Genomic DNA, 21271 nt, shown 5'->3' on the forward strand with positions numbered 1-21271 from the left:
AACATAAAAGGCAAGGATATTCTCCCTCACCTTTTCGAATATAAATCAAATTAGGCAATATTCGCAAGGAGAGCTTCTAACTCCTCCTTGGTCAAGCGACGCCATTCTCCTCGCTGCAAGTTCTCATCCAATACTAGAGTTCCCATAGTCAAACGTTGCAAGTCTACTACTTCCTTACCACAGTAGCCCACCATACGCTTGACCTGATGGAACTTCCCTTCTGCAATGGTCACACGGATTCGGCTTTGATTCTTTTCTGTATTTATAGAAATAATCTCCAGTCTAGCAGGCTGACAGGTAAAGTCTTTGAGAGGAATGCCCTTAGCAAATGTCTCCACATCTTCTTGGGTCATAATTCCCTTAACCTGTGCCAGATAAGTCTTATCCACATGACGCTTAGGTGAAAGAAGAGCATGAGCTAGTTTGCCGTCATTGGTCAAGAGCAAAAGACCATGCGTGTCAATATCCAAGCGTCCTACTGGGAAAACTTCCTTGCTACGAGCAATATCATCCAGCAAGTCCAACACGGTTCTGTGCTTGGAATCCTCAGTCGCTGAAATAACTCCTTGGGGCTTGTTCATCATGTAGTAGACAAACTCTTCATACTCCAACACTTGCCCGTCAAAGCGAATCTCATCTATTTTTTCATCAATCTGCAATTTAGCTGATTTTTCTTTTTTACCATTTACCGTCACGCGCCCAGCCTTGAGCAAGTTTTTGACCTCAGTCCGACTTCCCACAGAGCAGGCAACTAAAAATTTATCTAATCTCATAGAACTATTATATCATACTCAAAAGGAGGCTGTCTCAATGACCAACCTCCTTTTCATTTCATACTCTTCAAACCGCGTCAACGTCGCCTTGCCGTATGTATGGTTACTGACTTCGTCAGTTCTATCTGCAACCTCAAAACAGTGTTTTGAGCTGACTTCGTCAGTCTTATTTACAACCTCAAAGCAGTGCTTTGAGCAACCTGCGGCTAGTTTCCTAGTTTGCTCTTTGATTTTCATTGAGTATCAGATTTAAGAAATTAACTTTCTCGTCTCCAGAAAATCGCTAAGACAATCATGGAACCTAGTACTGCCGGAATAATGGCAGTTCCTGCTATTATCGGTCCCCAAGTCCCAAAAAGCAAGTGGCCTATAAAAGCACCAATCCAGCCCAGAAACATTTTTCCAAAACATCCCATTCGCTCTCCACGATTGGTCAGAGCACCTGCTAAAAATCCCACTAGGAGACCAACAAACATACTTCCTATCATCTTGGCTCCTTAATTTGCCCAATCTCCGTTACGGAAGAGAGGCACACGTGTTCCATCCTCACGGATACCATCGATATCCATCTGATTAGAACCAATCATAAAGTCCACGTGAACATCTGAACGGTTAAGTCCCGCAGCTTCAAGCTCCTCTTCACTCATCTCTGCTCCACCAACGACGCTAGTCGCATAGGCTGCACCGATAGCCAAGTGGTTTGAAGCATTCTCATCAAAAAGGGTGTTGAAGAAGGTAATGCCTGACTGAGAAATTGGACTTGGATCTGGTACCAAGGCACATTCACCTAAGGCACGCGCACCCGCATTTTCAAAGACAAGGTCTTTCATGACCTGATCACCCTTCTCAGCAGTAATGTCTACGATTTGGCCGTCTTTAAAGGTTACTTTAATACCTTCAATAATATTTCCGTTATAGCTAAGCGGTTTTGTAGAAGTGACATAACCATCTGCACGGCGGAAGTCTGGTGCTGTGAATACTTCCTCTGTCGGCATATTTGGCAAAAATCCTTCTCCCTGCGCATTAATAGCACCAGCTGATTCCCAAACGTGGTTCTTCGGCAAGCCAAGTGTCAAATCAGTTCCTGGTGCTGTGTAATGAAGGGCTGAAAATTGTTCTTTATTAAGCATATCTGCCTTACTCTTGAGGATGGCTGCATGCTCTTCCCAAGCCTTAACAGGATCTGCTTCGTAGACACGGCAAGTTTTGAAGATTTGGTCCCAAAGGAGATCAACTGCCTCTTCGTCGCTCGCAGCATTTGGAAAGACTTTCTTAGCCCACTCAAGTCCAGCAGCGGCTGCCACAGTCCAGCTGACTTTATTGGATTGAGTTGCGATACGCATTGGCTTCATGGCAAGTCCCATCGCTTTTGCAGAAGCTGAAAGTTTGTCAGCGTCCACACCGTTCAAGGCACCTGGATCAGATGAACGGACACCGAGACGGCTAGCCTTGTTCTCCAAGAGATAGTTCATCTCAGCAATCTTGTATTCTGGCACATTGTCCAAACGTTCCATCGGTGCGTGGAGGAATTTCTCGCGGTTGATGACATCATCTGTCCACTGAACGATCACCTCATGCGCCCCCAAGGCATAAGCTTCTTTGACGATTAAGTGAGCCAACTCACGTTGCTCCACGTCGATAGAGAGAGCCAAAGTGTGACCAGGTTGCACGTTGATTCCGTTCGCAACCAATAATTTCGCATATTTTTCTAGATTTTCTTTAAAATTTGGTAAAACCATTTTATTTGTCCTTTTCTATTTTTATTTTTCTTTCAAAGCAGAAAATAATCCTGCCAAAGCAATAGCACCTGACAAGAGTGCTGTCGATAGAATAATTGTTTCATCTGCCAGCTCTAACTGATAGTCAAAAACCTTTTCAGCAGGTTTATCTTCTGCGAAGATTCTAAGTTTCATGAGAACCCCCTTAAAATTTATTAAAACAAATCACTATGACTGCCTGTCCTAAGCAAGTTTAAAATCAATTCTTCCTTGTCTACTTTATAAACCAAAAGCCAATCTGGCTGGATATGGCATTCACGAACTCCTTGAAAATGCTTAGATGCCGTCAATTGATGATCACGATATCTAGCAGGAAGATCTTTTTCTTGAACAAGAAAATTTAAAACTTCTTCTAATAATTCTGCCCTCAAACCACGCTTCATAGCCAACTTAAAATCTTTTTTAAACTGTTTATGATAACGAATCTTAAGCACGCAAATCCTCCATCAAGTCAGAGACTGATTCAAAGGGTTGGCTCATATTACGATTTTGGTCTAAATCCGTTAATACCTCAAGCAACCTCCGATTCTCGTCTAGTCTGACATCGAAAGGTAATCCCTGATATTGAATAGCCTGACGAAGGAAAATATTGATAGCTGTTGTCATATCCATTCCCAGATTATTAAACACCTGTTGGGCCTGCTCCTTAACCTCGCTATCCAAACGAATACTCATGCTCGTCTTTGACATACTCTCACCCTCTTTCTATCTATTATTTTAACAAAAAAGAAGGCTAATGTAAATCTATTGGATATACATTAGCCTCTTTGAATAAATGATTATAGCTGTTCTGATGACTTACTTTCTATAAAATTATTTACCCTAGTCAAAATTTCCTTTTCCAGTTCTATTATTTGTTTCGAACCCCAACCAGAATCTTTTTTAGAAGTTATCTCTGCCATCATCTGTAATTTTAAACTTTGACGATAAAATATATCTTGCCATTGATTATATTTTGCACTTGGAACTAAATTTCCAAACTTCGAATTCTGACTATCTGTAATGATACAAAGATTCCCGAAGGAGTGCAAAAATTTATCATCCATCTTTTCAACTATTTCATCACTATTTGGATGTTGTGGAAACCAGTGCTCTATGGAACGACGATATGTAAACTTAAAATCTTCAAATTCAACGTTCGAATACTTTACTTTTAAATCCGAACAATTTTTCCATAAAACATAATCTATAAAATTGAAATCATAAACACGAATGGCGCCATATCTTTTGATATTTCCATCCTTGTCAAACAAACTTTCCTCAGCATATCTCACTGCCATTTTCTCAAGAAAATCCTTAAACTGACTAGCAAATTCTGTTTGATTTAACTCTTCAATATGGTTAAACAAAAATTGCAAGATTTCATATAACCAACGACTATCACGATTAGCAGTAAAGGTCACAGCAAACATGGATTGAAGGAGGATAATGTTTTGGTTAATTTCCGAATCTGAAAATGTATTCTTAGTAAAGCGTTCTTCAACGATATAATGCTCTTTCGCTTTCCCATTAGGTTGATATTCATAATAAGTCCCCTTCTGTAAAAACCATTCATCCTTATTTCTACTTGAAGAATCCGTATTCGAGTTTCTAATGATGTAATTATCGAAAATATGTTTTATTCTAAGAAGAAATTCACTAAATTCAATAACCCAAGTTTTATCTTTATTTTTTATATCAAATAGTGCTAAGAGTTTCTTATCATCTAGTTGAATCTCATCAGTTTTCTTACCTTCCTCAATTGCCAAAACATGGAGTAAGAATGTTGGAAAATCAATGACTGTAGTATAATCGCCAAAATCTTTTTCTACTTCTATATTTTTTTCATTTATCTTTTTTCCTAATATATCTGATAACTTTCTTCTTTCATTTTGATGAAAATCAATATCATTATAAATATTATGAAATGAGTAATTTGTAAAATGCCATCCAAAAATACGTTCACGTTCTTGAAAGTCATCTGCTCTCTTCCGCCGCATCTTAAACTGACTTGCTACCGGCTTATCAAACTCTGCACAGGCATCCCAAATTCTCGCAAACTTTTGCGCCATTTCTTGATCTGTACCGAACTTAGCCATCATTTGCGCCTTAAGAATCTCATGAGCTTCTAGTTGTTCACCTCGAGAGTTGAAACGTTCGAAATAAAGATTCAAATCTAAATCTTCAGGAAGTATACTCCGAAAAATGATAACCTTCTCAAAAAGATAATCAACGAAAGACTGAAGATCAAGACGGCGCTCCTCTAGCACTTTTTTCAATGCGTCTTTAGCATGTCCGTAACCTCTAGTCAGCTCATTTTCATCGTCCTCTGAAATTTTTTGCTTGGTAAATAGCTTTTGAATATTCTCATTCGATTTCTTCCTAGCTGGAAAGGTAAGATTGACAGCTTTCAATCTATCAAAACCAAACTCATGCTTCAAAGCTAAGGCAATCAAATTAAGGGCTGTTGTCCGTTGTTGCCCATCTATGATTTTGAAAATGTCATTCTCTTTATTAACGACCAATGTTCCAATATAATAATTGTCTCTATTTTCTTGAAAAGCATCTGCTACGTCGTTCAATAACTGCTCAATTTCATCATAAGTCCAAGCAAAATTTCTCTGATAAAGAGGAATAGCATAGGTATCTTCATTTAACAAACGATTAACTGATAAACTTATATGTGTTTCTACCATTTATCTTTTTCCTCTTCTATAATCCTATCCACAGTATAATTTTCAAATAACTCTCTATCTATCTTGATCATAAAATCATTCGGAGTGACAGCATGGGATAAAAGTTGAAATAGCTTTTGAACCTCTTTTTGTCTAAACCTTCCACCAGCAGCATAGTTCCCAACCGTCGCATCATATATGGCTTTAGATTTAACTCGAGGGTAGTAAGACCAAATAAACAAGGTCTCTACTATCTCCTTTGATAGCTCATCTTTTCCAAATCTATCTGCGAAAAGCAAGCAAATATTTAGAAATAGATTGTGACACTTGAGGTAGCGCCCCTTTGAGCTATTGTAAATGTTTAACATACCTTCTGGGTAAGCTAAATTTTGTTCTTCCTTCTCTGACTCATTAGAGACCCCTAACTGTTTATTTAAAAAATTTTTATGAACTCTAATAGTTTCATGAGCAGATTCAATATACTCAAAAAATTTACTTCCATCAATGATTGGCATAGTAATTGACATAGGGAGATTTTCAATATGACGATACAATTCTAGATATGGAAAGTTCTGATTCAAATCAACGCCTTTAAAATCGTCAATAAAATCCTCTGTAAAGCGGAGATAAGATCCATAACGCTTGTTTGTTAATCCTGTCTCTCCTCGCGACCAACGTCTCATACGAAAAAGATGTTTATCAAACAACTCTTTGAGACTTAACTCTTTATCCTCTACAAATTGCTCCCACTTTTCCACAATTCTTTCGTCTTCGGAATCTTGCTTGCGAAGATGATAAGCTTTGAGCAAATCATGAGGTTCTAAAGATTTTCCACGATTATTCTGAGAATCAAATAACTGAAAGGCTTCTGATAATCGTTCTTGGGGCATAGTAATCACAGAGACAGCACAATTCTCTAATAAAAAGTTGCAAATATCTTTTGCCTCATTTTCGCCAACTAATTGAGTTAAATTTTTCCACTCATTATAATTTTCACTCGCATGATAGCAAGATATCTCTCCAAATTCTTCAGCACTCAACAGTTGATTCGCACCCTTATAATTCTCTAAATCATCTAACGAATGAAGAAACAAAGAAATTGAAATTAGCCGTTGCTGTCCATCGACAATATCTAAGTGTCCATCATTTTCATGCAGGATAACGGATCCAATCTGATATTCCTTTTTCCCCATAGCATCTCGTAAATCATAAAAAAGATTACGGATATGTTTTCTGTTCCATTTATAAGGTCTTTGATAAGAAGGAATTCGCAAGTCCCCTTCTTCCAATAGTTCTCCAACCTTTTTAGAAGTAAATTGAATACTCATTTTATCCTCATTTATATTTATCTATCATTTCTTGAACTGTTCGCTTCATATCCTCTACTAAAATCCGAGGAGACAAAACAGTAACTGCTTCCCCTTGTCCCAGCAACCAGCGTTTAAGACCCGGTGTATGCTGACTTTCAAACTGAAAATGAGTCCAGTCACCATTTTTCCCAACTATTTTTGCATTTGGAAATTGATCCATCACAATAGTCGGATCATTCAAATACTCGATCTCAATACTGATTTTCTTCCCGATAAAAGCATCCACTCTCTCGTTACGAATGTCACCATCTCTAAATTTATCTCGATAAGAAATAGAGGGTTTCTCTATACCACTAAGAGACCATGACTGGATACGGTCTACTCTTAAAGTAATATAAGTAGCATGTTTCAACTGGTAAACAACCAGATAGAAATAATGACTATCATAGTAAAGAGAGACTGGTAAAACAGTCTGCCTCTTAGAAGATTCAGAATAAGGTTTTTGATAGATAATGTCTAGAACCTGTTCATGCAAAATAGCTTCTGATAAATTCCAAATTTTCTCTATTCTATTTTGCTGATCCGCTAAGGGAGCATAATTGAGCTTTTCACTACCAATAATCTTCTCGATTTCTTTCTGGTCATCACGAGGAACTAAAACCAGTAAATTTTTTAGTAAGCTATCAATTTCTGGCCGATTCAATGCTCGATTTTCCAATAAAATCTTTGAAATAACGAGTATATCCTTTTTATTAAAAACTGACTTACTTGCTAAACAATACTTATTCGTCTTACGGTTATAAAGCAAATCTCCACTATAACTGGTGTTACTAGATAAAATATCACGGAGTAGCGAAAAATCTCTCTGTATCGTCTTTTTACTAACCTCAAATTCCTGAACCAGTTGCTTTTTTCCTAATGGAATCCCAAACTGTAAGCGTAAAAAGATCGTTAGTAATCTCTCTTGATCATTCATCTAAAGTCCTTTTTATTCATCTTCAAGCGATGTTAGACACGCTATCATTCCCCACTTAAAACGCACAATCAAACGAGATTGAACATTTTTCAACTGATCTGGTTCAGAATTACCAGATAAAACAATTTGCGTTTTCCTACCAAAGAAAGAATTAAAGAGGTTAAAAATTTTTTCTTGAATCATATCATCTTTTTCTCCCAATACCTGAATATCATCTACTAGTAGAAGATCCAACTCCTCACCTCTAATTTTTTGTATTTCTAGCTCATTTTCTAATAAGTTTTCGGCAGAAATATATTTTACTCGCTTTTCTGGATTTTTCTCAAGAACCTTATTACCAATAGCTTGTAGCAGATGTGTTTTTCCTGAACCCGATTCCCCATAAATATAAAATGGATTGTATTTTAAGCCTAAGTTCTTTACTACTTCTAAGGCTTCTTTCTTTGCTAAAGCATTGCCATCTTTTTCTAGAAAATTTTCAAGTTGATATTTGTTATTTAAGCCTGTATTGTTCATCATTTAAACCTCTTTTTCTTTTGTACTATAAGTATAACAAAACAGATGGACAATATTTGTCCGTCTGTTAATTTTTTTCTTAAAACAACTCATCAAACAAACTCAACTGATTATCCTCTGGCATATTGCCGAGAATCCCCATTTCATCCATCTTTTCAACCAAGGTAGATGACAGCCCGCCACGCTTACGTAATTCTGTTTTGGAGAGGAATTCTCCCTCTTCACGCGCTCGTACCAATTGCTTAGCAACGTTCTCTCCCAGACCATCCATTGCTACAAATGGCGGAATGAGGGTATCCCCATCAATGAGAAACTCTGTTGCCTGACTACGGTAGAGATCGAGTTTGCCAAACTTGAAACCGCGTTCCCACATTTCATTGACAATCTCAAGAGTTGTATAGAGGTCAATTTCCACATTAGAGGCTTCATTATTCTTCCGTTTTTCAGCGATTTCTTCCATTCTACGCTTGATAGCATCTAAGCCCCCTCCCATGGTCTTGATATCAAAAGCCTTAGCTCGGATGGAGAAATAAGCACAGTAATAATAAATGGGATGGTGAACCTTGAAGTAGGCCACACGCAAGGCCATCATAACGTAGGCTGCCGCATGGGCCTTAGGGAACATGTACTTGATTTTCCCACAGGATTCGATATACCACTCTGGCACCTTATTGGCCTTCATGGCTTCGATGTAGCCATTGCGTTCCTCTTCGGAAATCTTGAGCCATAAGCCTTTACGCACCCGTTCCATGATGGTAAAGGCCATCTTAGGCTCGAGACCAGCATGCATGAGGTAAACCATGATGTCGTCCCGACAACCAATAACAGTTGATAGGTCTGCAATTCCTTGCTTGATCAAATCCTGGGCATTTCCCAACCAAACATCGGTACCGTGAGACAACCCTGACAACTGCAGCAACTCCGCAAAAGTCGTCGGATGCGTCTCATCTACCATCCCACGTACAAAGTTGGTTCCAAATTCTGGAATCCCCAGCATACCCGTCGGAGTTCCGATTTGCTCAGGTGTTACTCCAAGAACATCCGTCCCTGAAAAGAGAGCCATCACGCCTTCATCATCCATAGGGATTTCATTAGGATCAATCCCAGATAAATCTTGAAGTTTCCGAATCATGGTCGGATCATCATGTCCCAGTACATCAAGTTTGAGGACGTTCTCGTCAATATCATGGAAGTTAAAGTGGGTAGTCTGCCATTCAGCCGTCACGTCATCCGCTGGATACTGGACAGGCGTAAAATCGTAGACATCCATGTAGTTAGGAATAACAACAATTCCCCCCGGGTGTTGTCCCGTAGTCCGCTTGACACCAGCTGCACCTTGAGCAAGGCGTTCCACCTCTGCATCACGATAGAACTTGCCATAATCTCTCTCATAGCCCTTGACAAAGCCATAAGCAGTCTTAGCAGCTACCGTACCAACCGTTCCCGCACGGAAGGCATATTCTTCACCAAAGATATCACGCACATCCAAGTGGGCACTAGGCTGGTCTTCTCCCGAGAAGTTCAAGTCAATATCTGGAACCTTGTCCCCATCAAAACCGAGGAAGGTCTCAAACGGAATATCCTGCCCATTTTTACTGAGTTTGTGGCCACACTTTGGACAGTCCTTATTGGGCATATCAAAACCTGAACCGTAAGAACCATCGGTGATAAACTCGCTGTACTGACACTGACCACAAACATAGTGAGGAGAGAGAGGATTAACCTCCGTAATCCCAATCATAGTCGCAACAAAACTTGAACCGACAGACCCACGAGAACCAACTAAGTAGCCCCGTTCATTGGAACGTTGTACCAGCATCTGTGATGCCAGATAAATCACAGCAAATCCATTCCCCAGAATGGAAGTTAATTCCTTTTCAATTCGCAAATCAACGATATCTGGTAGCGGATTTCCATAAATCTCAAAAGCTTTCTTGTAGGTTAATTCAGCGACTGTTTCTTCAGCCTTGTCGATGAAAGGCGTGTACAAGTCACCTTTTACAACCTCAACAGGCTCAAAGATTTCTGCCAAGGCATTGGTATTTTCAATGACCAGTTTCCGAGCCAGTTCCTCGCCTAAAAAAGCAAATTCGTCCAACATCTCATTGGTCGTTCTAAAATGGGCTTTTGGAAGTGGTGCTGGTTGGGCATGTTCACCGTGACCGATGGTCCGGTTAATCATAGCCCCCTGTCCCAAACTACGGACAATAATTTCACGGTAAATTTCTTCTTCTGGTTCGATATAGTGGACATTTCCCGTAGCAAGAACAGGCTTACCAAGACGGTCTCCAACCTCTATCAAACTCTTGATAATAGTCTGGAGCTCCTCCATATCCTTGATCTGTTCTTTAGCAATCAAGGGAGCATAGATAGCTGGTGGCATGACCTCGATAAAGTCATAATACTTGGCCACCTCAACCGCCGCATCCACACCTTGGGAAACGACTGCATCGAAAACTTCACCTTCTGCACAGGCTGATCCTAAAATCAAACCTTCCCGATGGGCATCTAGAACCGTTCTCGGTATCCTCGGAACCCCTTCAAAGTACTTGGTATTGGACAAAGAAACCAGTTTAAAGATATTTTTCAGACCTACCTGATTCTTGACATAAATAGTCGCATGCTTGATCCGAGCTTTTTTATAAGAGTCTGGACTGATTAGATCAATGTTGAGTCTAGCTAGATCAGTCACACCATGTTTTTCTGCCACCTCTTTTATAAAAATGAAAAGCAAACGACCAGTCGCTTCCGCATCGTAATTGGCCATGTGATGATGTTCCAGAGCCACACCAAAACGCTTGGTCAAAGGCCCCAAACCATGACGTTTATACTCAGGATAGAGATTTCTAGCAAACTCCAGCGTATCAATCACTGGCTGACTAATCTTCGACAGACCATGACGCTCATAATTGGCATTCATAAAGCCAACGTCAAAGGTGGCATTGTGGGCGACTAAGACTGTATCCTTGCAAAATTCTTGAAATTCTTGCAGAACTTGTTCAAGTGGTTTGGCATTTTTTACATGATCATCTGTAATTCCAGTCAACTCTGTGGTAAAGGCTGACAAGGGATGCCCAGGATTGATAAATTCATCAAATTCGGCAATAACATTCCCCTTGTACATCTTAGAAGCCGCAACCTGAATCAAATCATTATAGATGGCTGATAGACCCGTCGTTTCCACGTCAAAGACCACATAGGTCGCTTCTGACAAGTCCATCCCCACTTCGTTATAGACGATAGGGACACGGTCCTCCACGATGTTGGCTTCCATACCATAGATCAGCTGGATTCCCGCTTTCTTAGCCGCCTTATAGCCATGTGGGAAGGACTGGACATTCCCATGGTCCGTAATGGCAACAGCCTTGTGTCCCCACTTAGCAGCTGTCGCAACGATTTCTTCGACCTCTGGTAGAGCATCCATGGTCGACATGTTAGTATGAGCATGAAACTCAACCCGACGCTCACCTTCTGGCATCAAATCCTTCCGCTCATAGTGAACAACTTCCTGCACATCCTGCACATTCATAGTCAAATCGCGTGTGAAGTTATTCATTTCTACATTCCCACGAACTCGGAGCCAAGAATTTTTCTTGATGAGATCAAATTTCTGAGCCTCTTCCTCATTTTTAACCCACTTTTGCATAGAAAAACTGGAAGTGTAGTCCGTCATTTTAAAGTTGATTAAAACACGACCTGTTCTGGTCACTTTTTGCTCTACATCAAAAACAACCCCTTCAAAGACCAGACGATTTTCCTCTGTCGTTACTTCAATCATAGGAGTAATCTCCGCCTTGTCCAACTTGGGTTTAGCTGCAGCTTTTTTAGCTTGAAAATCAAAGGCTGGTTTCTCTTCAGCTGGAGGAGGTGTCATCTGTTCCAGTTGTTCCATAGCACGGAGCGCTTCCTCATTGGCCGCTTGAACAATCTGCTCATTTTCAGCATGAAAGGCCTCTTCCTGCTCTTGGGTCAGCACATCATTTTTCTCTACTTGACAGTTGAAAGTTGGAAAGCCAAACTTTTCAAGTTGTTTCGCTAAATTAGGAAGATGATTCTTCTTAAAATGTTCCTTATCAATCGCCTCAGAGCCTTCAATAAAGAGTTGATTGCCCTCCTCACGAACTCGCAAATTCTGATAAAGGGACTTAAAACCTTGACTAGCACATGGCCCCTCAGAAAAAGCCTCTCTATAGTAGGACTGCAAGAGTTGATTTGAAAATTCTTGAGACCGAGCCTTGATTTCGAAAACAGCTTTATTGCCTGTCTTAGAAAATTCTTCGCTCAAACCTTTCTTTATTTCTAAAAAGATTTCAATCGGTAAAATATTAGAAAATACGAAATGAAACTCCCATACCTTACTAATTTTATGAACCACAACTCGCTCAATATCAGCCTGTGCTAAAGCAGGATCCTGCCTCATTTCAGCAGGCATCCCCAGTTGATTCATCAAAATTTCAAAACTATTTGACATTCATTTTCCTCACATTATTCTCCTACTATTTTACCATACTTAGAGGTATTTTCTAAAGACAAAAAGAAGCCACTAAGTGACTTCCTTCTAGAGTGAGGACTGATTAGTCTTCACCTTTGTTTTTCTTAATGATTTCTTCTTGTACTGACTTAGGTACATCTTCGTAGTGGTCAAATACCATCATGAATGTACCACGTCCTTGAGATGCAGAACGAAGAACTGTTGCGTAACCGAACATTTCAGCAAGTGGAACGTAAGCACGAACGATTTGGCTGTTACCATGTGCTTCCATACCATCTACACGTCCACGACGAGCAGTTACGTGACCCATAACATCACCAAGGTTTTCTTCTGGAACAGTGATTGTTACAAGCATCATTGGCTCAAGGATAGCTGGTTGTGCTGATTTAGCAGCTTCTTTAAGAGCAAGTGAAGCCGCGATCTTGAAGGCAGTTTCAGATGAGTCGACATCGTGGTATGAACCATCGTAAAGCTTAGCTTTAACGTCAACCATTGGGTAACCTGCAAGAACACCGTTAGCCATAGATTCTACCAAACCTTTTTCAACCGCTGGGATAAATTCACGAGGAACCACACCACCGACGATTGCGTTTTCGAATTCGAATCCTTTACCTTCTTCGTTTGGAGTAAATTCAATCCATACATCACCGAATTGACCTTTACCACCAGACTGACGTTTGAAGAATCCACGTGCTTGAGTAGAAGCGCGGAATGTTTCACGGTAAGATACTTGAGGAGCACCTACGTTCGCTTCAACTTTGAACTCACGACGCATACGGTCAACAAGGACGTCAAGGTGAAGCTCACCCATACCAGAGATAACTGTTTCACCAGTTTCAACGTTTGTTTCAACGCGGAATGTTGGATCTTCTTCAGCCAATTTTTGAAGGGCAATACCCATCTTATCTTGGTCTGCTTTAGATTTTGGCTCAACCATCAATTGGATAACTGGTTCTGGAACGTTGATTGACTCAAGGATGATTTTAGCTTTTTCATCTGTCAATGAGTCACCAGTTGTAGTATCTTTCAAACCAACGGCAGCAGCGATATCACCTGAGTAAACAGTATCGATTTCTTGACGGCTGTTAGCGTGCATTTGAAGGATACGTCCGATACGTTCACGTTTACCTTTAGAAGTGTTCAATACGTAAGAACCTGATTGAAGAACACCTGAGTAAACACGGAAGAATGTCAAACGACCTACGAATGGGTCTGTCATAATCTTGAAGGCAAGAGCTGCAAATGGCTCTTCGTCAGATGCTGGACGAGTTTCTTCTTCGTCTGTATCTGGGTTGATACCTTTGATTGCTGGGATGTCAAGTGGGCTTGGAAGGTAGTCGATAACCGCATCAAGCATCAATTGAACACCTTTGTTCTTGAAAGCAGAACCACACAATACTGGGAAGAATTCAACGTTGATAGTCGCTTTACGGATACCAGCTTTCAATTCTTCGTTAGTGATTTCTTCACCTTCGAGGTATTTCATCATCAATTCTTCGTCAGTTTCAGCAACTGCTTCGATCAATTTTTCACGGTATTCTTGAGCTTGGTCAAGGTATTCAGCTGGAATATCTTCTTCAAGGATATCTGTACCAAGGTCGTTAGTATAGATTTCAGCTTTCATCTTGATCAAGTCGATGATCCCACGGAAGTCATCTTCAGAACCGATTGGCAATTGGATTGGGTGTGCATTTGCTTGAAGACGATCGTGAAGTGTGCTTACAGAGTAAAGGAAGTCAGCACCAATTTTGTCCATTTTGTTGGCAAATACGATACGTGGAACTCCGTACTCAGTTGCTTGACGCCAAACTGTTTCAGTTTGAGGTTCAACACCTGATTGTGAGTCAAGAACTGTAACCGCACCATCCAATACACGAAGAGAACGTTGTACTTCGATTGTGAAGTCCACGTGTCCTGGTGTGTCGATGATGTTTACGCGGTGGTTGTTCCATTGAGCTGTTGTCGCAGCAGATGTGATAGTGATACCACGTTCTTGCTCTTGCTCCATCCAGTCCATTTGTGACGCACCTTCGTGAGTTTCACCGATTTTGTGGATTTTACCAGTGTAGTAAAGAATACGCTCAGTAGTTGTTGTTTTACCAGCATCGACGTGAGCCATGATACCGATATTACGAGTTTTTTCAAGTGAAAATTCGCGTGCCATGAGGTTTGTTTCTCCTATTTATTTTTGATTTCTATTCTATTATAACACGATTTTAATAAAAACGGATAGGCAGGACCTACCCGTTCTCAATGTTTTCATGCTATTGTTGGTTTCAACTTACAAGCTGGTAAGTTGAGTTGAACTCGGGCTAAAAGCCCAAGTTAGTTGAGTTGAACTCAAGCTAAAAGTCTGGAGAAAAAGATGAATCTCATTGGTTGCAATCGCAACCTGCTTTGATTCCCTATTTTCTCTGGGACTTTCTTAACGCTTTCGCATCCTATATTACCAACGGAAGTGTGCGAATGCACGGTTAGCTTCAGCCATACGGTGAGTGTCTTCACGTTTCTTAACTGCTGCACCAGTGTTGTTAGCAGCATCCAAGATTTCTTTTGCAAGACGGTCTTGCATTGTGTGTTCACCACGAAGACGAGCGATTGTTACCAACCAACGAAGTCCAAGTGTTGTACGACGTTCTGGACGAACTTCAACTGGGACTTGGTAGTTAGATCCACCAACACGACGTGCACGTACTTCAAGTACAGGCATGATGTTTTCCATAGCTGTTTCAAATACTTCAAGTGCATCGTTGCCAGTAGCTTCTTTGATTTGCTCAAAAGCACCGTAAACGATTGAAGCAGCGGTACCACGTTTACCGTCAAGCATAACGCGGTTGATAAGACGAGTAACTAATTGTGAATTGTAAAGCGGATCTGGCAATACGTCACGTTTTGGAGCTCTATTTTTACGACTCATTTCTCTTTATCCCCTTTCCTTATGCTTTTGGACGTTTAGTACCGTATTTAGAACGGCCTTGTTTACGATCGTTAACACCTGCAGTATCAAGTGCACCACGGACGATATGGTAACGTACCCCTGGAAGGTCTTTTACACGTCCACCGCGAAGAAGAACCACGCTGTGCTCTTGCAAGTTGTGTCCGATACCTGGGATGTAGGCAGTAACTTCGATAAGGTTGCTCAAACGTACACGAGCGAATTTACGAAGGGCTGAGTTAGGTTTTTTAGGTGTCATTGTTCCAACACGAGTTGCAACACCACGTTTTTGTGGTGAAGAAACGTTTGTTTGAACTTTTTTGTGACTGTTGTAACCAACGTTCAAAGCTGGTGATTTAGATTTTTCTACTTTTGATTTACGCGGTTTGCGAACCAATTGGTTAATTGTAGGCATCTACATTCTCCTGTGTTTTTTTATTTTTGGTGATGATACACTTGGTGACAGCTATCATCTGTGTGTACTTTTGCAACATTTGTCAGCACGTCCCTGTACACTCTTGAGAGACCAAAAGTAAAAAGTACCGTCTATTATTGTAACAAATTTTTCCCTTGCTTGTCAAGATGTTTTTCTTTTTTATTGTTATTTTTAGCTCGTTTGTATTGCTCCCAAAAGAAAGAAAGAAAAGGAGGAATAAGCCCCTCCTAAAGTTTGGTATTGTTCCATGCAATCCCATCCCATCAATTTTAGCACATAATGTTCAAAAAATATTATATCATCACAACCAACCAGATTCTTTTGCGATATTAGCTGCCTCTGTTCGATTACCAGCATCTAGTTTAGAAAGAATATTGGTGACATAGTTTCGGACGGTTCCGTTTGATAAATAAAGTTGATCTGCAATTTCTTGGTTAGACAAGCCTTGAGCAATTCCCTTTAAAACGGCGATTTCTTGCTCTGTTAATGGATTGGGATGTGTCATTACCACTTCCATCAATTCAGGCGAATACTCCTTGCGTCCTTCGAGGACAGTATGCAAGGTTTGCATGAGGTCTGCAATGCTTCTTTCTTTCAAGACATAAGCATCTACTCCAGCCTTGACTGCACGTTCAAAATAACCAGGACGCTTGAAGGTCGTCACCACAACCACCTTTGTTTCTAGTTTTTCTGCTCGAATCCATTCCAAGACTTCGAGGCCAGTCTTAACAGGCATCTCTACATCAAGAATGGCGATATCTACGGACTCTTTTTCTAAGAGTTGGATTGCTTCTTGCCCATTCTTGGCTTGTAAGACAGACTCTACATCTGCTTGAAAGGCAAGCAACTGGCACATGGCATCTCGTAACATACTTTGATCTTCTGCAACAAGTAGTTTCATCTTAGTTTCTCTCCTTATAAGGTAGCCGAACTTGCACTTCCGTTGGATGTTTCTGACTGATTACTCTTACTTCTCCTGAAAATGAAAGGACACGATCTCGGACAGTATGGAGTTCGTTCCCCTTTAGGGAAGAAAAGCCACAGCCATCATCTCTTACTGTTAAAACGAGTTCTTTCTCTGTTCGTTGTAATTTTAAGTAAGTCTTCGACGCTTTGGCATGTTTGATGATATTGGTCACTAGCTCAAGCAAAATCATAGAAGCCGTTGACTCCAATTCCTGAGTAAGGCTGGCAGTGTCTAGTTGATTATCTGTTTCCACCTCAATTCCAGCAATTTCTAACATCTTTTTCACAGTCTCTAGTTCGGATGTCAAAGTTCTAGACTTAAGATTTTCCACAATCGTTCGAACTTCACGCATTGAGTCTTTGCTAATTTGCTGTATTTCTCTTAATTCCTTTTCCACCTGTGGATGAGCCTGAATCTGTAATAACTGTAATGCTAAATCTGTCTTGACACTAATCATAGCAAAGGTATGCCCCAGACTATCATGCAAATCTTGACCGATACGACTGCGTTCATTTTCAGCAAGCAATAGATTTATCTGGGCATTTTGCTTAGCCTGAGCTTCTTTCAAATCCTCCACAATACGAATCCGAACCAAGCCAAAAGTCATTAAATCGATAAAAGTGATAATTCCAAGCAGATAGACTAGAAACTCAACTTCAACTTCCTGAAAAATCAAAAGTTGCCCCACAACAAGGAATTGAGCAAGGAGAAAAGTCCGGACATGTAAAGAATTAAAACTACGTACGCCGAAATGATAAATTAAGAGATTGGCAAGGAAAAAGAAGAACCAGATATAATTTACACCAACAAAGGCAGTATTCCCAGCTACATAGGCTAGCATAATCACCCAACAGATCCAGGATAAACGCTGACTCTTGGTGGTTAAAACACCTAAGTAAGCCAAGACAAACAGAATGTCAATCAACAAATGCCAGCTAGGAAGCTCCCCAGTCACTACAGGAACGATGGGAAAAACCATAAAAATCAAACTGGCCCAATACATATAGTCTATGCTTTTCAGTCTTTCAAGCATTAAGCATTCTCCTTATGACCTTGAAGGTAAATGGTCAAACCAAACAAAACTGCTGAAAAAACAAGTAGATAAACTGTGGCTGATAAATTGATGCCACCCTCGTTTAAGAAGGTCTTGAGCAACTCCATCAACTGATAAGTTGGTAGGCACTTCCCGATTGCTTGCATCCAGTCTGGAAATAAAGAGATGGGCATCCAGAGTCCGCCTAAAACAGCCAAGCCTAGATAGAGAAGATTGCCCACGACTGACATCAGCTGACTAGAAGGCAAGAGTGTCAAGGTCAAACCAAGCGCTACAAAGGCAATACTTCCTACTATCAGCAAGAACGCAGCCCCAATCCAACTTGCTAAAGGCATATCCACACCTCTTACAAAATGCCCAACTGAGAAAACCACCAAGATTGAAACCAAATAATCAACCAGCATACTTGTGATCTTTGATAGATAATATTCTACCATATTTACCGGAGTATGGCGCAATGTTTTCTGCCAGTTGTTGATTTTATCGGTATGTAAGACAGCTGGAAATGAAAACATGGCTGTCGACATCATGGAAAAAGCCGTCATGGAGATGAGGTAATCACGCATAAAATTAGCTGGTCCACCGGGTGTGTCCTGGTACATGCCTGAAAAGAATAAATAGAAGGCTGTCGGCATACCTACTGATAATAAATAATAGACTAATTGTCGTTTGGTCAATAGAAATTCTATCTTGTTTAGTGCGATCCATCGTTTCATCTTAGTCATCTCCCTTTTGTGTTTCTTCAAAGATTGTATCTAGCAAACTACGGTTATTAACTTCGATTTCTTGTATGCTACATCCTGCTTTAACTAACAGTTCCCAAAAAGCATTTGCCTCTCGTGTGACTACTTGCAGAGCATCTTGTTTTTGTACCCAGTTTTCAACCAAGTTAGACTGCTCAACAATTTCCTTGTATGCCAGAGGAAGGATAAAATGCTTTTCAATTCCCTCACTACGCATAGCTAGAGGCGTCGTATCACGAATCAATTCACCCTTATTTAAAACCAAAATCCGGTCAGCTGTATGCTCTACCTCTTCAATATAATGAGACGAATAGAGAATGGTGACTCCTTGCGCTTTTAGGTCCCGAACAATTTCCCAAAAACGTTGACGGGTAGAGGTATCCATGGCAGCAGTTGGCTCATCTAAAAAGACAAGCTTTGGTCGCCCAATTAAGGTCAAGACAAAAGAGAAAAGACGCTTTTGTCCACCTGATAATTTTTCTGCGAATTGCTCTTTTTGTTCCTTATCAAACTGTAATAGTTGATCTATTTCCTGGTTACTCAAGTGATTTGGATAAATTTTTTGAAAGAAAGCAATCAACTCTTTTACCTTTAGTTTCTGAACGATTACATTCTCTTGAGGGAGATAGGATCTAGTGTAGTCTAACTTAGAGCTCGTCACTGGCAAGCCTTGGATGGATACTTGACCGCTTGTGACCAGTTTATCTCCAAGCAGACAGTCCAAGAGTGTGGTCTTCCCAGCACCATTGGGCCCAATCAAGGCGACGCATTCACCTTCAGCTACCTCAAAGGAAATATCCTTCAAAATAGCCTTGCCCTTGATGTTTATATTTAGGCTTTCTACCTTAATCATGTTCATGATATTCTCCTTTCAGCCACTCCTTTCCCATAGGAAAGGCGATAAAAATCATAAATCCAACTCCCCAGGCACCACGGATGAATTGGTGAAGGAAGGCTTGATCAAACCAACCTGTAAATATTTCCACCAACCATACCACTAGTGATACTCCAATAAAAAGATAGAGAAACGCTTTTTTCATTTTTCAAACTCCTTTTTCACATCTGAGACTAATTTCAAACCTTCTCGGATAAGCCAGGACATCATTCCAAATCCTGCAAATAGCTCCCAAGGAAAATGATAGAAATCTTCATCCAATCCTGAGAACATGAGATAAGTCATGACTCCTGCTGCTACTAGACTCATTGCGACAATCATTTTATGTTTCATTTTTTCTTCCTCCACTTGATACATCTAGTATAATTCTTTGAAGGTAGAATCACTAGAAGCTTCTGTCATGAGGAGATATGACAAATGTCATAAAAAATTCTATTCAAAATTAGCAAGATACACTATACAATAAAACATGAGGTAGAAAAGAATCTATAGTCACTTCCTTTATCGTGACATCAAATTCAATTCAAACTATAATGTAAACTAATACTTATTTAAAATCGTAATAGGAGCAATTTTTATAACATAAAAATATATACTATAGATTCAACAGAAACTCTTCTAGTGCTTTATTAAAAAATTAATAAGAGTTATAAAATCTATTAAATTTCAATGTGTATAATTAACTACAGTATTTATTAAACGATTGTTATTAAAATCACTATATAAAATGAATTACTAAAATCGAAAAAAGAGGGAACCAAACTGATTCTCTCTTAATGGGCTCTATAATATTTGTAGTGGGTAAATCCCCTATGGATATTATGGAGCCTCTTTTGTTGTAGAAAAAAAATCCCATATGACCTATAATGAAAAGCGACTAAACAACTCATTAGAAAGAATCATATGGAACAACTACATTTTATCACAAAACTACTCGATATCAAAGACCCTAATATCCAATTTATGGATATCATCAATAGGGATACACACAAGGAAATTAACGCTAAACTGGATTATGAGGCCCCCTCTTGTCCTGAATGTGGAAGTCAAATGAAGAAATATGACTTCCAAAAACCGTCTAAGATTCCTTACCTTGAAACAACTGGTATGCCTACTAGAATTCTCCTTAGAAAACGCCGTTTCAAGTGCTATCAGTGCTCGAAAATGATGGTCTCCGAGACCTCACTCGTCAAGAAGAATCATCAAATTCCTCGTATTATCAACCAAAAGATTGCGCAAAAGTTAATTGAAAAGACTTCTATGACCGATATTGCCCATCAGCTTTCCATTTCAACTTCAACTGTCATTCGAAAGCTCAATGATTTCAACTTTAAGCATGATTTTTCTCGTCTTCCAAAGATTATGTCCTGGGACGAGTATGCCTTCACTAAAGGAAAGATGAGTTTCATTGCACAAGACTTTGATAATCTCAACATTATCACCGTTCTTGAAGGAAGAACACAGGCTATCATCCGAAATCACTTTCTTCGATACGATAGAGCTGTCCGTTGTCAGGTGAAAATCATTACGATGGATATGTTTAGTCCTTATTATGACTTGGCTAAACAGCTTTTTCCATGTGCTAAAATTGTTCTAGATCGTTTTCATATTGTGCAACACTTAAGCCGTGCTATAAGTCGTGTCCGTGTTCAAATCATGAATCAATTTGAGCGAAAATCCCATGAATACAAGGCTATCAAGCGTTACTGGAAACTCATTCAACAAGATAGTCGTAAACTCAG

General features: G+C 39.9%; 21 protein-coding genes. 1 reads left to right on the forward strand and 20 read right to left on the reverse strand.

Annotation, left to right across the window (positions count from 1 at the left end; genetic code table 11):
- Window positions 1-50: 50 nt before the first annotated feature.
- The 20 genes from N8M09_RS05155 to N8M09_RS05250 all read right to left on the reverse strand — a co-directional run bounded on the left by N8M09_RS05155 (window position 51) and on the right by N8M09_RS05250 (window position 19862).
- On the reverse strand, window positions 51-773 hold the full coding sequence (locus tag N8M09_RS05155) for a pseudouridine synthase (RefSeq protein WP_261064261.1): 723 nt from the start codon (window positions 771-773) through the stop codon (window positions 51-53).
- A 257-nt stretch (window positions 774-1030) separates the two neighbouring features.
- The gene (locus N8M09_RS05160) at window positions 1031-1261 is read right to left on the reverse strand and encodes a GlsB/YeaQ/YmgE family stress response membrane protein (protein ID WP_261064263.1); all 231 of its coding nucleotides are present in this window, start codon (window positions 1259-1261) and stop codon (window positions 1031-1033) included.
- Window positions 1262-1270: 9 nt separating this feature from the next.
- On the reverse strand, window positions 1271-2512 hold the full coding sequence (locus N8M09_RS05165) for an aminopeptidase (protein ID WP_033679625.1): 1242 nt from the start codon (window positions 2510-2512) through the stop codon (window positions 1271-1273).
- 21 nt (window positions 2513-2533) lie between these two features.
- Window positions 2534-2686, reverse strand: a complete 153-nt coding sequence (locus tag N8M09_RS05170; RefSeq protein ID WP_000776617.1) for a hypothetical protein — start codon at window positions 2684-2686, stop codon at window positions 2534-2536.
- A 20-nt stretch (window positions 2687-2706) separates the two neighbouring features.
- Window positions 2707-2985, reverse strand: coding sequence for a type II toxin-antitoxin system RelE/ParE family toxin (locus N8M09_RS05175; protein WP_261043527.1), 279 nt, complete (start codon window positions 2983-2985; stop codon window positions 2707-2709).
- On the reverse strand, window positions 2978-3241 hold the full coding sequence (locus N8M09_RS05180) for a type II toxin-antitoxin system RelB/DinJ family antitoxin (protein WP_261012978.1): 264 nt from the start codon (window positions 3239-3241) through the stop codon (window positions 2978-2980). The genes N8M09_RS05175 and N8M09_RS05180 overlap by 8 nt, the downstream gene beginning before the upstream one ends.
- Before the next feature lie 89 nt (window positions 3242-3330).
- Entirely contained in the window at window positions 3331-5226 is a 1896-nt protein-coding gene (locus N8M09_RS05185) for a DUF262 domain-containing protein (RefSeq protein WP_261064265.1), read from the reverse strand.
- Window positions 5220-6533, reverse strand: coding sequence for a DUF262 domain-containing protein (locus N8M09_RS05190; protein ID WP_261064266.1), 1314 nt, complete (start codon window positions 6531-6533; stop codon window positions 5220-5222). The genes N8M09_RS05185 and N8M09_RS05190 overlap by 7 nt, the downstream gene beginning before the upstream one ends.
- Before the next feature lie 7 nt (window positions 6534-6540).
- A complete protein-coding gene (locus tag N8M09_RS05195) occupies window positions 6541-7491 on the reverse strand; it encodes a helix-turn-helix transcriptional regulator (RefSeq protein WP_261064268.1) in 951 nt (316 codons plus the stop codon).
- Between the two features lie 12 nt (window positions 7492-7503).
- Complete coding sequence (locus tag N8M09_RS05200; protein WP_261064269.1) at window positions 7504-8010, reverse strand: DnaA/Hda family protein; 507 nt, start codon at window positions 8008-8010, stop codon at window positions 7504-7506.
- Between the two features lie 76 nt (window positions 8011-8086).
- Window positions 8087-12478 carry a PolC-type DNA polymerase III gene (locus N8M09_RS05205; protein ID WP_261064271.1) on the reverse strand — a complete coding sequence of 1464 codons (4392 nt, stop codon included), beginning with the start codon at window positions 12476-12478 and terminating at the stop codon, window positions 8087-8089.
- Window positions 12479-12581: 103 nt separating this feature from the next.
- The gene (gene fusA / locus N8M09_RS05210; protein WP_000090348.1) at window positions 12582-14663 is read right to left on the reverse strand and encodes an elongation factor G; all 2082 of its coding nucleotides are present in this window, start codon (window positions 14661-14663) and stop codon (window positions 12582-12584) included.
- Between the two features lie 282 nt (window positions 14664-14945).
- Window positions 14946-15416 carry a 30S ribosomal protein S7 gene (gene rpsG / locus N8M09_RS05215; protein ID WP_000087873.1) on the reverse strand — a complete coding sequence of 157 codons (471 nt, stop codon included), beginning with the start codon at window positions 15414-15416 and terminating at the stop codon, window positions 14946-14948.
- Between the two features lie 19 nt (window positions 15417-15435).
- Window positions 15436-15849 (reverse strand): 30S ribosomal protein S12, encoded by a 414-nt coding sequence (gene rpsL, locus N8M09_RS05220; protein WP_001142332.1) that lies wholly within the window; start codon window positions 15847-15849, stop codon window positions 15436-15438.
- A 322-nt stretch (window positions 15850-16171) separates the two neighbouring features.
- On the reverse strand, window positions 16172-16771 hold the full coding sequence (locus N8M09_RS05225; protein ID WP_261064273.1) for a response regulator transcription factor: 600 nt from the start codon (window positions 16769-16771) through the stop codon (window positions 16172-16174).
- 1 nt (window position 16772) lies between these two features.
- The gene (locus N8M09_RS05230) at window positions 16773-17870 is read right to left on the reverse strand and encodes a sensor histidine kinase (protein ID WP_261064275.1); all 1098 of its coding nucleotides are present in this window, start codon (window positions 17868-17870) and stop codon (window positions 16773-16775) included.
- Window positions 17870-18607, reverse strand: a complete 738-nt coding sequence (locus N8M09_RS05235; RefSeq protein ID WP_153192748.1) for an ABC transporter permease — start codon at window positions 18605-18607, stop codon at window positions 17870-17872. The genes N8M09_RS05230 and N8M09_RS05235 overlap by 1 nt, the downstream gene beginning before the upstream one ends.
- A 1-nt stretch (window position 18608) precedes the next feature.
- Window positions 18609-19493, reverse strand: coding sequence for an ABC transporter ATP-binding protein (locus N8M09_RS05240; RefSeq protein WP_261064277.1), 885 nt, complete (start codon window positions 19491-19493; stop codon window positions 18609-18611).
- Window positions 19480-19674 (reverse strand): hypothetical protein, encoded by a 195-nt coding sequence (locus tag N8M09_RS05245; RefSeq protein ID WP_261064278.1) that lies wholly within the window; start codon window positions 19672-19674, stop codon window positions 19480-19482. The genes N8M09_RS05240 and N8M09_RS05245 overlap by 14 nt, the downstream gene beginning before the upstream one ends.
- Window positions 19671-19862, reverse strand: coding sequence for a hypothetical protein (locus N8M09_RS05250; protein ID WP_261064280.1), 192 nt, complete (start codon window positions 19860-19862; stop codon window positions 19671-19673). Before N8M09_RS05250 ends, N8M09_RS05245 begins: the two co-directional genes overlap by 4 nt.
- 570 nt (window positions 19863-20432) lie before the next feature.
- Here N8M09_RS05250 and N8M09_RS05255 point away from each other — a divergent pair.
- The coding region (locus N8M09_RS05255) for an ISL3 family transposase (protein ID WP_261064282.1) at window positions 20433-21271 on the forward strand (839 nt) is incomplete at its 3' end.

It is taken from the genome of Streptococcus mitis (genome assembly GCF_946190375.1).
GTDB classification, from domain to species: domain Bacteria; phylum Bacillota; class Bacilli; order Lactobacillales; family Streptococcaceae; genus Streptococcus; species Streptococcus mitis_CJ.